Annotated in this window: 21 protein-coding genes; 15 read left to right on the top strand and 6 right to left on the bottom strand. The window is 51.2% G+C overall.

The annotated features are described in order from the left end of the window. Positions 1 to 91 precede the first annotated feature (91 nt). The 6 genes from DFT_RS22630 to DFT_RS22610 all read left to right on the top strand — a co-directional run bounded on the left by DFT_RS22630 (position 92) and on the right by DFT_RS22610 (position 4175). Entirely contained in the window at positions 92 to 1648 is a 1557-nt protein-coding gene (locus DFT_RS22630; protein WP_235506308.1) for a sigma-54 interaction domain-containing protein, read from the top strand. A 316-nt stretch (positions 1649 to 1964) separates the two neighbouring features. Continuing rightward, on the top strand, positions 1965 to 2084 hold the full coding sequence (locus DFT_RS26035; RefSeq protein WP_152972121.1) for an HU family DNA-binding protein: 120 nt from the start codon (positions 1965 to 1967) through the stop codon (positions 2082 to 2084). Between the two features lie 273 nt (positions 2085 to 2357). Then, positions 2358 to 3296 (top strand): alpha/beta fold hydrolase, encoded by a 939-nt coding sequence (locus DFT_RS22625; RefSeq protein WP_054033581.1) that lies wholly within the window; start codon positions 2358 to 2360, stop codon positions 3294 to 3296. Between the two features lie 125 nt (positions 3297 to 3421). Then, positions 3422 to 3703 (top strand): HU family DNA-binding protein, encoded by a 282-nt coding sequence (locus DFT_RS22620; RefSeq protein ID WP_054033579.1) that lies wholly within the window; start codon positions 3422 to 3424, stop codon positions 3701 to 3703. Positions 3704 to 3706: 3 nt separating this feature from the next. Continuing rightward, positions 3707 to 3970: a GIY-YIG nuclease family protein gene (locus DFT_RS22615; RefSeq protein ID WP_054033577.1), complete on the top strand. Its 264-nt coding sequence runs from the start codon at positions 3707 to 3709 to the stop codon at positions 3968 to 3970. Positions 3971 to 3989: 19 nt separating this feature from the next. Then, entirely contained in the window at positions 3990 to 4175 is a 186-nt protein-coding gene (locus DFT_RS22610; protein WP_152972120.1) for a bacterioferritin-associated ferredoxin, read from the top strand. Between the two features lie 797 nt (positions 4176 to 4972). Here the strand turns inward: DFT_RS22610 and DFT_RS22605 are convergent. Genes DFT_RS22605 through DFT_RS22595 form a run of 3 tightly spaced genes read right to left on the bottom strand, consistent with a single transcriptional unit; the run spans position 4973 to position 5885 of the window. Next, a complete protein-coding gene (locus tag DFT_RS22605) occupies positions 4973 to 5158 on the bottom strand; it encodes a bacterioferritin-associated ferredoxin (RefSeq protein ID WP_054033575.1) in 186 nt (61 codons plus the stop codon). Between the two features lie 20 nt (positions 5159 to 5178). Beyond that, complete coding sequence (locus DFT_RS22600; protein ID WP_054034129.1) at positions 5179 to 5442, bottom strand: GIY-YIG nuclease family protein; 264 nt, start codon at positions 5440 to 5442, stop codon at positions 5179 to 5181. 44 nt (positions 5443 to 5486) lie between these two features. Beyond that, the gene (locus DFT_RS22595) at positions 5487 to 5885 is read right to left on the bottom strand and encodes a VOC family protein (protein ID WP_054033574.1); all 399 of its coding nucleotides are present in this window, start codon (positions 5883 to 5885) and stop codon (positions 5487 to 5489) included. A gap of 376 nt (positions 5886 to 6261) precedes the next feature. Here DFT_RS22595 and DFT_RS22590 point away from each other — a divergent pair, with 376 nt between their 5' ends. The 9 genes from DFT_RS22590 (at position 6262) to DFT_RS22555 (ending at position 14223) form a co-directional block, all read left to right on the top strand. After that, positions 6262 to 6831, top strand: a complete 570-nt coding sequence (locus DFT_RS22590) for a flavodoxin family protein (protein WP_054033572.1) — start codon at positions 6262 to 6264, stop codon at positions 6829 to 6831. 49 nt (positions 6832 to 6880) lie between these two features. Beyond that, on the top strand, positions 6881 to 7537 hold the full coding sequence (locus DFT_RS22585) for a DUF1847 domain-containing protein (protein WP_054033570.1): 657 nt from the start codon (positions 6881 to 6883) through the stop codon (positions 7535 to 7537). A gap of 114 nt (positions 7538 to 7651) precedes the next feature. After that, entirely contained in the window at positions 7652 to 7969 is a 318-nt protein-coding gene (locus tag DFT_RS22580; RefSeq protein ID WP_054033568.1) for a J domain-containing protein, read from the top strand. A gap of 115 nt (positions 7970 to 8084) precedes the next feature. Further along, positions 8085 to 8285 carry a hypothetical protein gene (locus DFT_RS27540; RefSeq protein WP_054033566.1) on the top strand — a complete coding sequence of 67 codons (201 nt, stop codon included), beginning with the start codon at positions 8085 to 8087 and terminating at the stop codon, positions 8283 to 8285. Between the two features lie 406 nt (positions 8286 to 8691). Beyond that, the gene (locus tag DFT_RS27075; protein ID WP_268750708.1) at positions 8692 to 8826 is read left to right on the top strand and encodes a hypothetical protein; all 135 of its coding nucleotides are present in this window, start codon (positions 8692 to 8694) and stop codon (positions 8824 to 8826) included. Positions 8827 to 9154: 328 nt separating this feature from the next. Further along, positions 9155 to 10687 carry a sensor histidine kinase gene (locus DFT_RS22570; protein ID WP_054033564.1) on the top strand — a complete coding sequence of 511 codons (1533 nt, stop codon included), beginning with the start codon at positions 9155 to 9157 and terminating at the stop codon, positions 10685 to 10687. Then, positions 10665 to 11990, top strand: coding sequence for a sigma-54-dependent transcriptional regulator (locus tag DFT_RS22565; RefSeq protein ID WP_200907130.1), 1326 nt, complete (start codon positions 10665 to 10667; stop codon positions 11988 to 11990). Before DFT_RS22570 ends, DFT_RS22565 begins: the two co-directional genes overlap by 23 nt. 219 nt (positions 11991 to 12209) lie before the next feature. After that, a complete protein-coding gene (locus DFT_RS22560; RefSeq protein ID WP_235506307.1) occupies positions 12210 to 13553 on the top strand; it encodes a TrkH family potassium uptake protein in 1344 nt (447 codons plus the stop codon). A 13-nt stretch (positions 13554 to 13566) separates the two neighbouring features. Then, complete coding sequence (locus tag DFT_RS22555) at positions 13567 to 14223, top strand: potassium channel family protein (protein WP_054033560.1); 657 nt, start codon at positions 13567 to 13569, stop codon at positions 14221 to 14223. A 73-nt stretch (positions 14224 to 14296) separates the two neighbouring features. Here the strand turns inward: DFT_RS22555 and DFT_RS27405 are convergent, their stop codons facing one another. The 3 genes from DFT_RS27405 to DFT_RS22545 form a co-directional block, all read right to left on the bottom strand. Next, entirely contained in the window at positions 14297 to 14557 is a 261-nt protein-coding gene (locus tag DFT_RS27405; RefSeq protein ID WP_369688341.1) for a PilZ domain-containing protein, read from the bottom strand. 176 nt (positions 14558 to 14733) lie between these two features. Next, positions 14734 to 14910, bottom strand: a complete 177-nt coding sequence (locus DFT_RS26610) for a hypothetical protein (protein WP_200907129.1) — start codon at positions 14908 to 14910, stop codon at positions 14734 to 14736. A gap of 146 nt (positions 14911 to 15056) precedes the next feature. Next, entirely contained in the window at positions 15057 to 15968 is a 912-nt protein-coding gene (locus DFT_RS22545; protein ID WP_054033556.1) for a prenyltransferase, read from the bottom strand. Positions 15969 to 15977 lie beyond the last annotated feature (9 nt).

The following is a 15977-nucleotide window of genomic DNA, read 5'->3' as shown; positions in this document are numbered from 1 at the left end:
TATCAATCGTCATATATGACAATTTGATGTTGCCATTCTTGATAAATACGTCATATATGACAGTTTAAAAACTTCAATAGGAGGTATCTCATTGGGCGATTTTTTCCGCGAAGCTACTCTATCAATATGTGGGAGCCTGGATCTCGAAGTATCTCTATGGAAATGTTTGTTGTGTATACGCAAATACATGCCTGCCGATCTGCTTTCTTTACACCTATATGAACATGAAACTGGGATTCTCGAGACGGTTGCCTTTGCCACTGTCGAAGGCGGGACGAAATGTTCTTTAAAGAATATACTTCCGAACGAGGTGCGCAAAGATATAGAAAGGCGGAGGGCTATCCATGTTTGGATGGTTGAGCGTCTTGGGGATTACAATGGTACTCGAACAGCAGCACAAAATATCGGTGGCGCCGAAGATATGGCCGGCATCATCATGGATCTTATCTTGGGTAAAAAGCTCATGGGGGTTTTACTGGTTGCTTGTAATCCCACCAGTAGTTTTCTAAAGGAGCATCTTGATCTCGTCCAGACATTGAACAAACCTTTTGCTGTTGCATTGACCAACAGCATGCGACACAGGGAGTTAGAAAAACTCAAAGAATCACTGGAAGATGACAGTCGGTATTTCCAAAATGAGTTGCGGCGGCGTGCCGGCCAGATAGTAGTGGGGAGTGATTTAGGACTGGGTTCAACAATGAAACTGGTGCGACAGGTGGCACCATTGGACAGCCCTGTGCTTCTGCTGGGGGAAACCGGCGTCGGGAAAGAGATCATTGCAGGTGCCATTCATAATTTTTCCATGCGCAAAGATGGGCCGATGCTGACAGTCAACTGCGGAGCTATTCCACCTTCCCTAATGGACAGTGAATTGTTCGGATTTGAGAAGGGCGCGTTTACCGGAGCTATCTCCCAGAAGCGCGGCATGTTTGAGAGGGCCCAGGGCGGGACCATTTTCCTTGACGAAATCGGCGAGTTGATGCCCGACGCACAGGTCAGACTTTTAAGGGTTCTGCAACAGAAAGAAATCCAGAGATTGGGTGGCACTGAAAAAATAAAATTAGATATCCGGGTGATCGCGGCAACTCACCGGGATTTAAAATTAATGCTTGAAAGTGGAAAGTTCCGCGAAGATCTTTTTTTCCGATTGAACGTTTTCCCTATATCTATTCCCCCCCTTCGAGAACGAAAAGAGGATATCCCCGCATTGCTGCAACATTTTATCCTTGAAAAATCAAAAGACATGAAGTTTGGCTACACACCATATTTGATGCCGGATGAATTAGAGCGCTTGATGGCATACCCCTGGCCGGGAAATGTACGTGAACTCGAGAATGCCGTTGAAAGAGCAATGATTTTGGGCATGGGGCAAAAATATCTCTCCTTCAATGACCTTTTTGCTTCACAATTAAAACCAACGCCAGCTTCAAATAAAAAAAGTGAAAAGCCCGGCTTCCTGACTCTTGATGCTGCCATTTCAAGGCACATCACTTCCGTTTTAGAAGAGACAGGTGGCAAGATACATGGTAAAGGTGGGGCCGCTGAGCTCTTATCTGTCAATCCAAGTACATTACGCCACCGAATTAAAAAACTTGGGATCACGTCCCGAAAAACATTCAAATGTGGTGATAAAGATGCATATGCCTGATTCGTATCAGACTGGCTCCAAGTATTAAGCGTCTCCCGATTGGCCAACAGGATAATCTCATCGTATCTACTATCCTTGACCGACACCGAAAATTCCTTTGGGTTATAGGTTGCCGAGATCATGTCCGCTCCTTCTGTAAAAGTCAAAATCTTCCCGAGCAGTTCACTCTCTCAGGAGGAGAATTTCGAGCGGCTTTCTCCATCACTTTTTATCGTTCTATTTTTCCGTTTTCAATGGTTTCAAATAGTCTGCGTCCCAGGTTACGATAGCAGGTTGCAGTGGTGCATTCAACTCATACCGATAACAGGGAGACACAATGAACAAACTCGAACTTATCCAGGCCCTGAAAGAATCCCAGAACCTGTCCAAGACCGAAACAACCAAGTGTGTCGATATATTTTTCGGTGAAATGGCCAAGACAATCACCAAAACTTGATTCAACAGCAAACAGCAAGTGTTTCTCGATTTCGTGCTTTCACACTATTTCAATGTGGGGGTTTAAGGGTTGGATACATCCAACCTGACACCGCTATTGCGTCTCAAATATAACGATTCCATTGCCTATGCCTTGGCCGATTTAGGTCCTGCTATGGAAATCAACAATGTGTTCGTTGGGTTTCAGCAATATCTTTATCGGGAGCAGGTTTTGGCATAATGATGACCAATTGACTGACAGGTTCAATCATAAGTGCAAACCTAAGGGGGCATCATGAAAACTTTCATCATTGTTCTATTGGTGTGCTTTGGTCTGATTGCGTTAACAGTTGTAACCCTTCCCATTTTCACCTCAAAAGAAACTTGCACATATGAGGAGGCTGCCGGGAAATTTGCTAAAGGCAAATTTGTTTCTTTAGATGGCAAAAAAGTCCACTATATCGAGAAGGGGAATGGGGAGCCCGTAATACTAATTCATGGGTTTCTATACCATACCGTGATGTGGAAGAAAAACTTAGATGCTCTGGCTGAGCATTTCAAGATCTATGTCATCGATCTTTTTGGTTGGGGATTTAGCGAAAGATTGAACGAGACCGAGTACAGCTTCGAGCGCTACGCAAAACAGGTTACGGGATTTATGGATGCCTTGAATATACAAAAAGCATCCCTTATAGGTCAATCGATGGGGGGAGGGATTTCGGTCTATGTGGCTGCAATTAATCCCGAGAGAATAAATAGATTGATATTGGTAGACCCGGCTGTGGTTCCGTACCCTGAGACAATAACAGGGAGGATCTATCAGCTTCCTTTCGTTGGAGAATTTCTAAATGCTATCCCAGGGGATGGTTTAGTGAAAAACAACCTGAAAACATTATGGTTATATGATGGCAGCAAAGTGACAGATGATTATGTAAGTGAAGTCACTCAGCCACTTTGTATTGAAGGTTCATATGCTGGATTGATGCATATTCTTCGCAATGTTCTAAAACCGCCATTTGTGGAAAACGAGGCTCAGATGCTGGCTAAATTGAACAAACCAATTTTAATCGTACACGGAAAAGAAGACAAAGCTGTTCCCTTGGAGAATTCGCAATATTTGAATAAACTCTGGCCCAGCTCTACTTTGGTCCTCTTCGAAAATGCGGGTCATACGCCCCAGGAAGAGTATCCTGAAAAATTTAATAAATTGGCAATGGATTTCTTATCTCGATGAATCCCTGGTGCCTTTCTGCCGGAAATGAGTTTTTTCAACCTCGATCTATCAGCACTCAAATTCCTTGATGCCGTTCCCAAGGAATTCTGCAGATAATTCAAAAGCACAATTAGGAACACACAACCATGAACAAACTCGAACTTATCCACGCCCTGCAAGATTCCCACAATCTGACCAAGACCGAAGCAACCAAGTGTGTCGAGATATTTTTCGGCGAAATGGCCAAGGCACTCGAAAAGGGGGACCGGGTTGAAATCCGGGGACTGTGCTCGTTTCACATCAAAACATATGATTCATATGCCGGGCGCAATCCCAGATCGGGTGAGAAGGTCGTCGTCAAACAAAAGAAGCTGCCGTTTTTTAAAGCGGGAACGGAGTTGAAGCAGCGGGTGGATCGGGCTGGGTGAAACATGGTCCCTGATAATTGGGTCGTCTATTTGCTTCGATGTGCGGATGATTCTCTATACTGCGGCATCACCAAGGACCTGGAAAAAAGATTATCGAAACATAATTCCGGCAAGGGCGCAAAATACACAAGGTCCCGTTTGCCGCTGAGGTTAGTCGGGGTCAGTTCCGAAATGACAAAGAGCGCGGCATTGAAATTGGAGTATCGTTTAAAAAGGATCTCGGCGGCCGACAAGATAGTTGCATTGGAACGATTGAACGCAGATTGAGAAATGAGGTAATGTTCACATGTTCCCCAATATCAATGAGGAAGACTTGATGACAGACCTTATCTGCTATTGTTTCAATTACACCGAAAAAGATATTGAACTGGATCTGCGACAAAACGGCAAGTCCACGATTATGGGGAAAATTCTTTCCGAAAAGCGCATGGGTGGATGTCAATGCGCTGTTAAAAATCCCAAAGGGCGCTGATGCCTTTCCGATGTCCGCCAGGTGGTGGAAAAATACATAACATATTGATATTATTATAAATTTAATATATTTCGAGATATTCTTACATGTTCCCCAAAGTCATCGGCATCATATCCGGCATTCTCGCAGTCAGCGTCTATGCGTGGAAATTCAGAGAGACGCCCCTGTGCCGACCATGAATCATGTTGCCCCTTGGTATCGGCGTCGGGTACGCCGTTTATTGGGTGGTGAAACGAGCTATTTTCATGGGTCTCGAACGATGAAAACAGCTCAACCACGCCGTAAATCCGCCTTCAAAGTTGACGGCTTTTTTGACGGCTTTTGGTTCCCTTAAACGGATTTTAATGGTCAAAAAAGGTAATAAAATCAGGCGGGATACTTACTGGAATGGCCTCTCACGCCAGTAACAGGGGTTCGAATCCCCTTGGGATCACCAAAATGAAAACAAGGGCTTAGAGATCGATCTGAGCCCTTTTTGTTTTGGCTGCTTTTTAATACCCAACACCGAAACGATCAATCAGGGTAAAACCCCAAGTGGGTAAGGATTGATGCTTTTAAATCATCCGTCTCACCATCCAATACACAACGTACCCGACGCCGATGCCAAGCGGCAACATGATTCATGGCCGGCACAGGGGCGTCTCTCTGAATTTGCAGGCATAGACGCCGACTGCGAGAATGGCGGATATGATGCCGATGATTTTGGGGAGCACGTGAGAATTCCTCGAAGATTTTTTGATTTTTAAATTTCAATGAGTTAAAAATTTCTCCACCACCTGGCGGACATCGGAAAGACATCAGCGCCCTTTGGGATTTTTAACAGCGCATTGACATCCACCAAGCTTTTTTTCAGCGATGATTTTCTCCAGTATGGTAGACTTGCCGTTTTGTCGGAGGTCCAGTTCAATATCCTCTTCGGTGCAATTGAAACAATGGCAGATAAGGTCTGTCGCCAAGTCTTCCTCACTGATATTGGGGAGCATCAGCTCATTACCTCGTTTGATCAGTCTGGGTTCAATCGTTCCAATACACCTTTCTTGTCGGCCGCCGAGGTCTTTTTCAAACGGTATTCCAATTTCAATGCCTCGCTCCTTGTCATTTCTGAACTGACACCGACCAACACTAAAGGCAACCGGGATCTTGTATACTTGGCACCCTTGCCTGAGTTATGCTTCAATAATCGCTTTTCCAGGTCGTTTGTAATGCCGCAGTATAGAGAATCATCCACACACCGAAGCAAATACACCACCCAATTATCAGCGCCCATTTTCATCCACCCCGCCCCATCAGCGTCTTCACATCCGTACCACTTTAAAAAACGGAGGCTTCTTCGGTTTGACCTTGACCAGCTACCCGACTTGGGATTGCACTCTGCATTTCCTTAATCAATCCATCCTCCAGTCGATACTCGTCCATCACCTCGATCAGCACGCCGTGAGCGTATTTCGGATGTATCCAGACAAGTTGCAACTTCGGGTTGCTGCCGTCCTTGAGGAAATTGTCGCCATGCAGCTGCACACCCTGTTTTTTAAGCTCTCGAAAGGCATCCTCAAGATGGCCCGTGGTAAAAGCAATTTGGTGAAGGCCCTTTCCATGGTCAGCCAATCGCTGCGCGGCAGCCGAATCGGCGTTTATCGGCTGTAAGAGCTGAATATCGCAGGCATCTCCAGTGGCGGGAAAGAATAGCGTCAGATAATGGTCATTCCCCATGCGCCCTTCCTTCTTGACGACTTTTTCCTCGAGCAACTGGGGTGCCACTGCTTTTTAGATGCGGGCGCAATGTTCGATGGCCGCATCGATATCCTTTACCAGTATGCAGATATGAGCGAACCGGTGTCTGATTGTTTTGGGCACGGGTTTTATCCTCGATAAACGAGTGAAGACCCGACCCCTCAGAGGGGATGGCTTCAAAGTGTCACCGCCGTCGGTCCAACTCCAAAAAAAATAATTATAGCAGTTCAACAGCGGCTTGTGTAGGGAATCAAGGCCAAATGTTGGACTCCCGTTTACATTCTTGAATCCCATCTGTTAGAATCGTTTTGTTCACCCAAAAAGTTCTAAGACTAATTTTAGAAAGGAAATGCCGATGAAAATTTTGGGCCTGGTCTGCAGTCCCCGAAAAGCAGGGAACACGGAGATACTGGTAGAGGCGGCATTGAGCGGCGCCAGGGAGAAGGGGGCTCAAACCGAATGGGTGTGCGTGGCCGACAAACAGATCAGCCCGTGTGATGCATGCGGGGCTTGCGCGGTCGATGGCATCTGTGTGATCGAGGATGATATGCAGGAGATTTATCAAAAACTTGAGTTGGCTGATGGGATCATATTCGGCACGCCGGTCTATTTTCTCAATGTGAGCGCCCAGGCCAAGGCGGTCATGGACCGTACCTATGCATGCTATCGGACTGGAAAGTTGCGCGGCAAGGTCGCAGGTGCTGCTGTCGCCGTGAGACGGGTCGGCGCCGGGCAGGTGTTGAGTTTGCTGTACAGCTGGTTTACGGCTCAACGGATGATCACGGTCGGCGGATGCATCGGGTACGGTTTGGAAAAAGGAGATGTGCGCGAGGGAACGGGCGGCGGCCCGGGAAGCACGGCCCTTGGCGAAGCCAAGTCCCTTGGAAAGGCCATGGTGGGCATGGTCCATCGGATCGCACACTAAAAATGGAAAAGGGATTTCAGCTATCCACCTCAGATCAAGGAGCATGACAATGAAAAGCAAATCCTCCATGTGCAGCGACTGCCCCAAAAAAAGTTGTTTCAAGGGCGACCTGAGCAATCCTCCGCCCTTCTGCCCGTCGGTTCACCATTCCGATCTTCTGGGCCAGGCTAAAGAGACTTTGCAGACGGCAGAAAACCAGCGCATGGCCCAGGATGTGGCCCGGACCTGGAAGGAGTATGGCAAACTCACCCGGGTAGAAGAAACCGTCGAATATGTCCGGCTTCAAGGGCATCGAAAGATAGGCGTGGCTTTTTGTGTCGGCCTTTCGGAAGAGGCCCGTCTTTTTTCTCACGTGCTATTGAATGCCGGCTTTGAGGTGGCTTCCGCGTGCTGCATGTGCGGCGCTTTGAGCTCCGATGATGTGTCTCTTCCGGAAGAAGAGAAAATCGTCGCGGGATTTCGCCAGCCCATGTGCAATCCCATCGGCCAGGCTGCGGTGCTCGATGCGGAAGGGTGCGATCTGCATGTTCTTCTCGGATTGTGCGTCGGCGATGATACGCTGTTTATCAAGCACGCCAAGGCCCCGGTCACGGTTCTGGCGGTGAAAGACCGGGTGCTGGCCCATAATCCATTGGGCGCCTTGTATACGGCCCGGCACATTTACACGCGGATCAATACCCGGCCCCCGAAAGACGCGGATGGATAACCCGGCGGCCTGTTGGCCTTACAACTCCAGCAAATCCAGGGCAGTGGAACGGCAAGGTTTCCGGGATGGTCGATTTGTGACTGGCAAAGTTCATGGGCGAAGGTATCGATCAAAATGAGCAAGTACGAAGAAATTTCCGCTGCCAGAAAAATCCTCGGGCTTCCTGATACGGCGAACATGGCGTCGATCAAACGAAACTACCGGAGGCTTCTGGCCAAGTGGCATCCTGACAAATGTGGTGATAACAAGGAGGCCTGCGCCGAGATGACCCGCAAGATCGTTTCGGCCTATGAAACGATCATGGAGTACTGCCTTCAGTATCAATACTCTTTTTCTGAGAATACGGTGAGAAGGCACCGATCGGCCGAAGAGTGGTGGATAGAACGTTTTGGTGAGGATCCTTTATGGAGCGACGGTGGGCGGAGGAGATGAGTCGGCCTTTTCGGCAGAAGCTTTTGAACGCGGTGTGGGGGCCCCATGACGCGGTCAGCGATGGCGGTAGAATGGAGAATTTTTTGTCTGAAAGCAGTCGTCGGAGGAGAAAAGAATGAAAGTGTTGTTTATCATTTGCACCGACGACGGAGAGACCATCTACAACGCCATGCGACTGGCCAATGTCGGCGTCAATAAGGGGGATGAGGTCAGCGTGTTCATGCTTGGCAAAGGCGTTTGTTTCGAACGGGCCGGCAGCGAAGATTTCGATGTCATGGGACAGATCAATCAGTTCCAGGGCGACTTCTATGTCTGAGGGGTCTGCATGAAAGCCCACGGTCTTGTGGGATCAGGAACATGCCCAATCGGCTGGATGGATGATTTATACGGAATCGCCATGGAGGCCGACAAGATTTTCAATTTTTGACCCTACGATCTGTTGCTTGGGTGGATCGATTCGAAATGGTAATTGAAACCATCATTCGCTTCGGCGCCTTTCTCGGTGTTTTCGCCATTCTGGCGGTAGCGGAGATTTACGTTCCTCGAAGGCGGCTGGCGACCTCCAAATCCGACTATAGACGGTCACAATGGTAGGTTTGGCCTGCCAATATACGGCCAAACGGTCCGCATTGCCAATTTCTCACCAGGCCGCATCTTATGGTCAAACAAAACGAAAGCACCAAACCCATAACCCATAAACAATCAACCAGAGAGGTGACATCATGGCCGAAAATAGAACCCAAGACTACTTCGACGACAGGAATGAAGGACACGTGGATACACGTGAAGCCAATTTCAACTGCGATAATCCCGATGAGCATCTGGGCTGTGACCTGGGAATCGATGTTCAGGGATAAACCAAAGGAAGGTGCCTTATGATCGGAATCATGCTGACGCTGATGGTACTAGGCTACTTCGTCAATCGATGCATCAACGGCCGAACGGCGATGGCAGCTTGCAAGCTGTAACCGCCAACATGACAATGGCAGAGCTTCATCCAACAGGCAAATAAATCCACTCCGCCGATAGGGCGGTTGATATAGGGCAGGGCCTCGATTGAGGCTCTGCCTTTTTTATGGGTGGTCATTTTACTGACGATGTATTGATTTGTGTCTGCAAACCCCATAAAAGAGTTAACGTCAACCGTATCAAGAGGCCAAATGCCATGCGGCCCATACAACGCCGATGAATGCCATCCGCTATCCTATACGATTCAAGATCTTTCTGGTCTGCCTGGTGCCTACGCTGGCCTTGTTCGGGGCTGTGCTGATCAACAACCAATATTTGAATTCGCTGGGCGAAAGCGCCGAGAAGATCCTTTCCAAAAACTACAAGAGCATCCGGGCCGCCCAGGAAGCCCGGAAAGCACTCGAAGAGATTCGTCATCCGTTGCTGGTTCATATTTCCCGGCGTCAAAAGGCCATCGTAGTGTCTCAGGAAACGCTGATGACATTGGGCGACAATCTGAACGTTTGCCAAGAGAACGTCACCGAGCCGGGTGAGCGTGAATTGATCGATCGTCTGCTGGAGAGTTACGCCCGGTACGAACCGCTGGTCGATTCTCTCGAACAAAGCCGACTGGATGCGCCATGGCCCGACGATCGCTTCACCGATTTTCTGGCGCTCACCGCGCAGATGGTCTTTCTCCTCGACGATCTGGTGGCCATCAACGAAAACGCCATGGAGCGGGCAGAGCAGGAGACCCGTATGCTGGCGAGCCAGGCGCAACGGAATACGGCGATTCTTTTCGGGGTCATCATCGTCGCCATCCTGGTGTTGAGCTACTTCTTTTCGTATCGCATTGCCAGGCCCATCATGACGCTTGCCGGCCAACTGCTGAGCATCCAGGAGGGCAGCGGACCCTATCCTGTGGTCCAATCCCGAACCGACGATGAAATCGGGTACTTGACCGATACGTTCAACCGCCTGTTCAATCGCCTGAAACAGTACGATCAGCACCGGGATGAGATCATCGCCACCGAAAGAGAGAAAGTGCGCAGAAGCGAGGAGGCCAAGGGGCGATTCATCGCCGACATTTCCCACCAGCTCAAAACCCCCATGACCTCCCTGGCCATGGGGATCGGGATGCTCCAGAGCAGGGGCGACCATCTTGCCGCCGAAAAGCGGGCCAGGCTCATTGCCACTGCCCATGACGATTGTGCCCGGCTGACGGCCCTGATCAATGAACTGGTGGACTTGTCCCGACTCGAAGCCATGTCGCCGCCGCGTCCCAAGGAGACATTGGACATGGCCGCGGTGATTCAGGAATGCACCGCGCCGTTGATCAAACAAGCGGAAAACAGGGGGGTTGTGATCGATATCGACATTCCTGCCGGCCTGCCGCCGGTGACCATCGACTCTTTTCGTTTCCCCTGGGTCATTACCAATCTGGTGGGAAATGCGTTGCGGTACACAGACCGGGGCGGTCGGGTCGTCATCAAAGCGTACCGGCAGGGAACCCGTTTCTATTTTCAATGCATCGATACCGGCAGCGGCATCAACCCGCAATTCCTGCCGCATATCTTCGACCGCTTCACCCAGTTTTCAGAACGCGGCAAAGCGGGTACGATCGGCCTCGGCCTGGCCATCGTCAAGGATATCATCGAGCAACACGGCGGCGACATCGATGTGGAAAGCACGGTGGGTGCCGGCACCTGCTTTACCTTCTGGATCCCCGATGAAATGGAGGGCAGGCGTGACCAAAGCGCTGATCATTGATGATGATGTCAACATATTGACCACACTGGAATTGTATCTCGAAGACAAGGGCTTCGACGTGGTCAAGGCGACCTCCGGCGAAGAGGGCCTGCGGCAGTTGCGCAGCACATCGCCGGAATTGGTCTTGCTCGACATGAAGCTGCCGGACCGCAATGGCCTCGATGTGCTCAAAGAGATCATGGCCAGCGGCATCAAGACCCAGGTGTTGATGATCACAGCCTACGCCACCATCGATACAGCGGTCAGTGCCGTGAAAATGGGGGCCTTCGATTACCTGCCCAAACCCTTTGTTCCCGGCCAGCTCGATCTGGTGCTGGAGCGGCTGAAACGATTTCATCGCATGGAAGTGGAGATCGCGACGCTCAAGGGGATTTTTTCCGAAGGCGGCATTTTGACCCGGAATCAGCGCATGCGAAAGATTCTGCAAACCGCACGGCAGGCGTCAGATTCCGAAGCGATCGTCTTAATCAGCGGCGAGAGTGGGACCGGCAAGGGGTTGCTGGCGCGTTTGATTCATGACTGGAGCCCGAGAACCGGCCGACCTTTGGTGACCGTCGATTGCGCTGCACTTCAGGAGAGCCTGTTGGAAAGCGACCTGTTCGGGCATGTCAAAGGGGCATTTACCGGTGCGCTTCGGGACAAGGAGGGCAAGCTCAAGCTGGCCGAAGGCGGCACCGTGTTCCTCGATGAAGTGTCTGAAATCCCGCTGGCGGTGCAGGGCAAGCTGCTTCGATTCATTCAGCACCGGGAGTTCGAACGTGTCGGCGACCCCAAGCCGCACACCGTGGATGTGCGTATCATTGCCGCCACCAACAAGGACCTGGAGGAGATGGTCCGTGACGGGGTTTTCAGAGAAGACCTCTATTTCAGATTGAATGTGCTCGAGCTTTTTTTGCCCCCTTTACGGGAAAGACCCGAGGATGTCACGCTTTTGGCCGAGCATTATTTGAAGCAATCCGCGCGTTTGAACGGAAAAGCGGTCCAACGCTTTTCAGAAGAGGCGATGGTTCGGTTGCAAAACTATACCTGGCCGGGCAATGTCCGGGAATTGATCAACACCATCGAGCGGACCGTCATCATGGCCACGACGGCAGAGCTCAACATCGGCGATCTGCCGCCTCACATTGCAAACTTCAACCCTTCCGCTTCCAGCGAAACCGTTTTCAAGAGTTTGGCGGAAATCGAGCGGGTCCACATCCAACAGGTGATCTCCCATGCCCGTTCACTCGATGAAGCGGCCAGAGTCCTGGGAATCGACCCGGCCACCTTATGGCGCAAGCGTAAAAAATACCAGTTGGATTGACCTTGCATGTTGCAAGGTCGATTTCTTGCAGAATTCAATGTTTTTCGCGCCATCGGCGCATTACAAGTCCCACCTTAAAGAAATTTCATTGTTATATTAAACCTTTAAAATCAGAGGCATCCATATTGCTAAGGCCGTGTGCAACACTGCGCCGAAGCGATGGCGCATGATCCACCATCCGAGGGTAGGGTTATGACGGTTCGCGGTCGAGTTCTCAAAATGCATCCGGCAACGTTGGTCCTGGGCAGTTTTTTGCTGGTGATATGGATCGGGGCGCTTCTGCTGAAACTGTCGTTTTCGACGAACACCGGTCATATCTCGTGGATCGATGCCCTTTTTACGGCCACCTCCGCCGTTTGCGTGACCGGTCTTGTAGTCGTTGACACCGGCGGCTTTTTCTCTGTTTTCGGCCAATGTGTCATCTTGGTGCTGATTCAAATCGGTGGATTGGGAGTGATGACCATCTCCGTGATGCTTTTCCAATGGATCGGCCGAAGCATCTCCATTCGCCATCGGATGGCCATGCAGGATCTGTTTTCGCACACCCCCCGGGCCGATATATTCCAGATGATCAAGAGCATCATCCTGCTGACGGCCGGCGTGGAAATCATCGGCGGCATGATCCTGACCCTTCACTGGAACCGGGAGATGCCGCTCTTGCAAGCCGCTTACACGGGCATGTTTCATTCCATCTCGGCATTCTGCAACGCCGGTTTCGCGTTGTTTTCCGACAGCATGATGCGATATAGCGGCGACATGCTTCTCAATGCAGCCCTGTGCGGGCTGATCGTCGTCGGCGGAATCGGTTTTCCGGTGCTTTACGATCTTCAGTGCTGGTTCAAAATGCGCAAACGGCAGCGATGCCGGCTCTCGATTCAAACCAAGACGGTGTTGTTGACCACCTTGTCGCTGATCGTCGCCGGCGCCCTGATGATCGCCTTTTTGGAGCAATTCAGCCCAAACGAAGGTGCATCCGTTGGGCATCGCATCCTGACGCCGCTTTTTCAGTCGATCACTTGCCGAACTGCAGGCTTCAATACCGTTGACATCGCTTCCCTGAAAAGCGCTACCCTGGCCATGATGATTTTTCTCATGTTTTTCGGTGCATCCCCCGGTTCCTGCGGCGGCGGCGTCAAGACCACCACCCTGGCGTTGCTGGCTGTTTTTACCGTGAGCCGCTTGCGGCGACAGCGGCGGGTCAACCTTTTCAAGAAAAGCATCCCCCGCGAGACCGTGACCCGCAGTGTATCGCTGGTCCTGATGTCCACCGGCATCATTGGTTTCGTTCTGTTCATGATCCTCGTCGGCAACACCGTGGATCCGTCTTCACTCAATGATGGACAGGGGGATTTCCTCAAGTTTCTCTTCGAGACAGTCTCGGCCTTCGGCACCGTGGGGTTGTCCATGGGTGTGACCCCGACGCTCAACACGTGGGGAAAATGCTGGATCATCGTGATGATGATCGTCGGACGCGTCGGCGTGCTCACCTTCTCCTACATTCTCGTGGGCACCGGTTCGGTCAATGGCATCGAACACGCCGAAGAGAATCTGATGATCGGGTAAAAGGAGCACGCGTATGAAGCGATTTGCGGTGATCGGATTGGGCAATTTTGGATTCCATGCGGCCAAGGCCTTGTATGAAGACAATAACGAGGTGTTGGCCATCGACACCGACAAAGGCCGGGTGCAGGCCATCGATGCCTATTGCACGGAGGCGGTATTGATCGATGCGACGGACAAGGAGGCACTCAAGTCCCTTGGGTTGGAACACATGGACGGCGTGATCGTGTCCACGGGCACCAAAATCAGCATCAGCATCCTGATCTGCCTCTATTTGCACGAAATCGGGGTGAAGAATATCCTGGCAAAGGCATTGGACGAAGATCATGAGAAAATTTTGAAGCGTGTGGGCGCGACCCAAATCATCCATCCGGAACGGGATATGGCCATACGCATCTCCAGAGGTCTGTCGAGGCCCAATATCCTGGATTTCATTCCCTTGTCAGAGGATTACGATCTGATTCAGGCCGGCCCGCCCCGGGATTTTATCGGGAAGAATCTAAAGGAGCTGAATTTGAGGGCCAAATACAATGTCCATATCATTGCCATCAAAGAGCTCGTGCCGGAAAATTTCGTATTGGTGCCGCCGGCGTCTTTCGTCATCAAAGACAGCGACATCCTCATCATTCTGGGAAAATCCGAGGATATTCGAAAAATCAAGGCCTTGAAATAAGATTCGGTTCAGTACAGCGGCCATGATCGGCTGGCGGCTCGTTTCCCTGCCAGGCGCATGGATTTGGATTTCATCAGATTGGAAGTGTTGCGCTGAAGATATCGAAGTTCTTTTCCAACAGATCCATGAGCGATGGATTCAAATCGAGGAATTGGCACCCGAACCCATTCTTCTCGGTTCGAACAACCTTTGCCTTGAGGATCGTGCTCGCTTTTTCATGGGGAAATCTCAATGCGAGACGGATCTGCTGTCCCTCTTGAACCTGTCCGGCAGCATCCATTTGAATGAAAAAACCGTTGAGACTGAAATCGACGACCTTTGCCGTTTGGTTCATGCCCATCACGCTGACTGGAACATGAAATGCAATGCGAGGATTTTTACGCCGATCCGGGCGATCTTTGTTGAATTTGTCGTTAACGGTTGACATGATAAAATAAATTCACTTTCCATACGGCCCATGGGAATCGTCTGAAAGTATCATGGGTGCCGGTGTTGATTCGGGAAATGCGGTTATTTGACCGTTCGTCCTCCCAACAAAGCATCCAGCGCTTCTATGACCACACCGGTGATGGTGTTGCCATGTTCATCCCCATATCGTTTCACCCGTTCGACCAGCCGACAGGGGAGATTGATGACGATTTGCTCAGTATCGTCTGAACACTTGATTGGATCAGATTTATCGGTCAAAGTGGGTCCCTTTCCATTGCAGGGTTAGCCCGTGTGGCTCACGGAAATGACAGATTCAGACTGTGTCATTTTTCGCCGATAAGCGCAAGGCCCGATGATCGCCCGAGGCCAGGGATCGATCTGCCCTGGCGGCGGTTGCACCAAGGTCACCCTGCCAGAAGCCGGTCGGAAAAGATTCCCAGGGCCAGAAGCGTCGGTGTGACGAGGGTGATGATCACATTTCGGGTCATATAGGGCAAAAGGGCCTCTATTCCTGCATGGCTGTTCCTGGACACGCCGGCATAGGTGTTCAACGCAAGGGGAATGGTGGCCAGGCAGATGAGCGCCGCCGCCGGAAAGAGCCCTGCCAGCCAGGCCACGACCACCGACAGGTAGGCACCAGCAAGAAACGCCCCGTAAACGATGACGCCGGCGCGTTTCCCGTGTACGATCATCAGATGGCGTCGCCCAACGGCCGCATCCGGTTCAAGGTCCGGGAACTGGTTGATCACCAGCAGGTTGCTCACCAGGAAGAATGGGGCCAGGGACGCGGCCAGGGCTACCCTGCCGTAGGTGCCTGTCAGAACAAAATCGACGCCCATGACCATGCACGGGCCGAACCCGATTCCCGGGGCCAGCAGGCACAATAGCGGGTCGCGCGTCAGCCAACGGGTGTAAAGATAGACGGCCAGCACCCCGGGAATACCGACCAAGAGCAATCCGGTCCCCCTCGCCAGGAGAAAGTAGATTCCGACCGCGACGGTCAGGGCCAGCGTGATAAAGCCCGTGGCTGCCGCCCACCCGGCTTTGCCAGGGTTTGCCGGCAGGGTCCCGCTGCCTCCCGAAAAGGGGGTGCGGGTGGTTTGCAAGTCGAGGCCGGACTTGAAATCCTCGTATTCGTTGAGGGCGTTGACACTGATATGGGCAAAGAGTCCGCCGGCCAGGGCCATCAGGAACCACGCCACGCGAAAAGCGCCTTGGGTGTAATAGGCGGTCGCCGCGCCCAGGATCACGCAGACCGGTGTCAGCAGCAAGAAAGGGACTTTCATGGGTCCGAACAGGATGGATAAGGTCTTCATGGTCTCCGT

Origin of the sequence: Desulfatitalea tepidiphila (assembly GCF_001293685.1) — a bacterium.
GTDB lineage: Bacteria > Desulfobacterota > Desulfobacteria > Desulfobacterales > Desulfosarcinaceae > Desulfatitalea > Desulfatitalea tepidiphila.
The sequence above is the reverse complement of the archived record's forward strand: the minus strand, read 5'-3'. Positions and strand labels throughout refer to the sequence as shown.

Coding starts and splice junctions, on each gene's coding strand:
- DFT_RS26035 (WP_152972121.1), top strand. CDS start 1,965: ATGAACAAACTCGAACTTATCCAGGCCCTGAAAGAATCCCAGAACCTG.
- DFT_RS22625 (WP_054033581.1), top strand. CDS start 2,358: ATGAAAACTTTCATCATTGTTCTATTGGTGTGCTTTGGTCTGATTGCG.
- DFT_RS22620 (WP_054033579.1), top strand. CDS start 3,422: ATGAACAAACTCGAACTTATCCACGCCCTGCAAGATTCCCACAATCTG.
- DFT_RS22615 (WP_054033577.1), top strand. CDS start 3,707: ATGGTCCCTGATAATTGGGTCGTCTATTTGCTTCGATGTGCGGATGAT.
- DFT_RS22610 (WP_152972120.1), top strand. CDS start 3,990: ATGTTCCCCAATATCAATGAGGAAGACTTGATGACAGACCTTATCTGC.
- DFT_RS22605 (WP_054033575.1), bottom strand. CDS start 5,158: ATGCTCCCCAATATCAGTGAGGAAGACTTGGCGACAGACCTTATCTGC.
- DFT_RS22600 (WP_054034129.1), bottom strand. CDS start 5,442: ATGGGCGCTGATAATTGGGTGGTGTATTTGCTTCGGTGTGTGGATGAT.
- DFT_RS22595 (WP_054033574.1), bottom strand. CDS start 5,885: ATGGGGAATGACCATTATCTGACGCTATTCTTTCCCGCCACTGGAGAT.
- DFT_RS22590 (WP_054033572.1), top strand. CDS start 6,262: ATGAAAATTTTGGGCCTGGTCTGCAGTCCCCGAAAAGCAGGGAACACG.
- DFT_RS22585 (WP_054033570.1), top strand. CDS start 6,881: ATGAAAAGCAAATCCTCCATGTGCAGCGACTGCCCCAAAAAAAGTTGT.
- DFT_RS22580 (WP_054033568.1), top strand. CDS start 7,652: ATGAGCAAGTACGAAGAAATTTCCGCTGCCAGAAAAATCCTCGGGCTT.
- DFT_RS27540 (WP_054033566.1), top strand. CDS start 8,085: ATGAAAGTGTTGTTTATCATTTGCACCGACGACGGAGAGACCATCTAC.
- DFT_RS27075 (WP_268750708.1), top strand. CDS start 8,692: ATGGCCGAAAATAGAACCCAAGACTACTTCGACGACAGGAATGAAGGA.
- DFT_RS22570 (WP_054033564.1), top strand. CDS start 9,155: ATGAATGCCATCCGCTATCCTATACGATTCAAGATCTTTCTGGTCTGC.
- DFT_RS22560 (WP_235506307.1), top strand. CDS start 12,210: ATGCATCCGGCAACGTTGGTCCTGGGCAGTTTTTTGCTGGTGATATGG.
- DFT_RS22555 (WP_054033560.1), top strand. CDS start 13,567: ATGAAGCGATTTGCGGTGATCGGATTGGGCAATTTTGGATTCCATGCG.
- DFT_RS27405 (WP_369688341.1), bottom strand. CDS start 14,557: ATGAACCAAACGGCAAAGGTCGTCGATTTCAGTCTCAACGGTTTTTTC.
- DFT_RS22545 (WP_054033556.1), bottom strand. CDS start 15,968: ATGAAGACCTTATCCATCCTGTTCGGACCCATGAAAGTCCCTTTCTTG.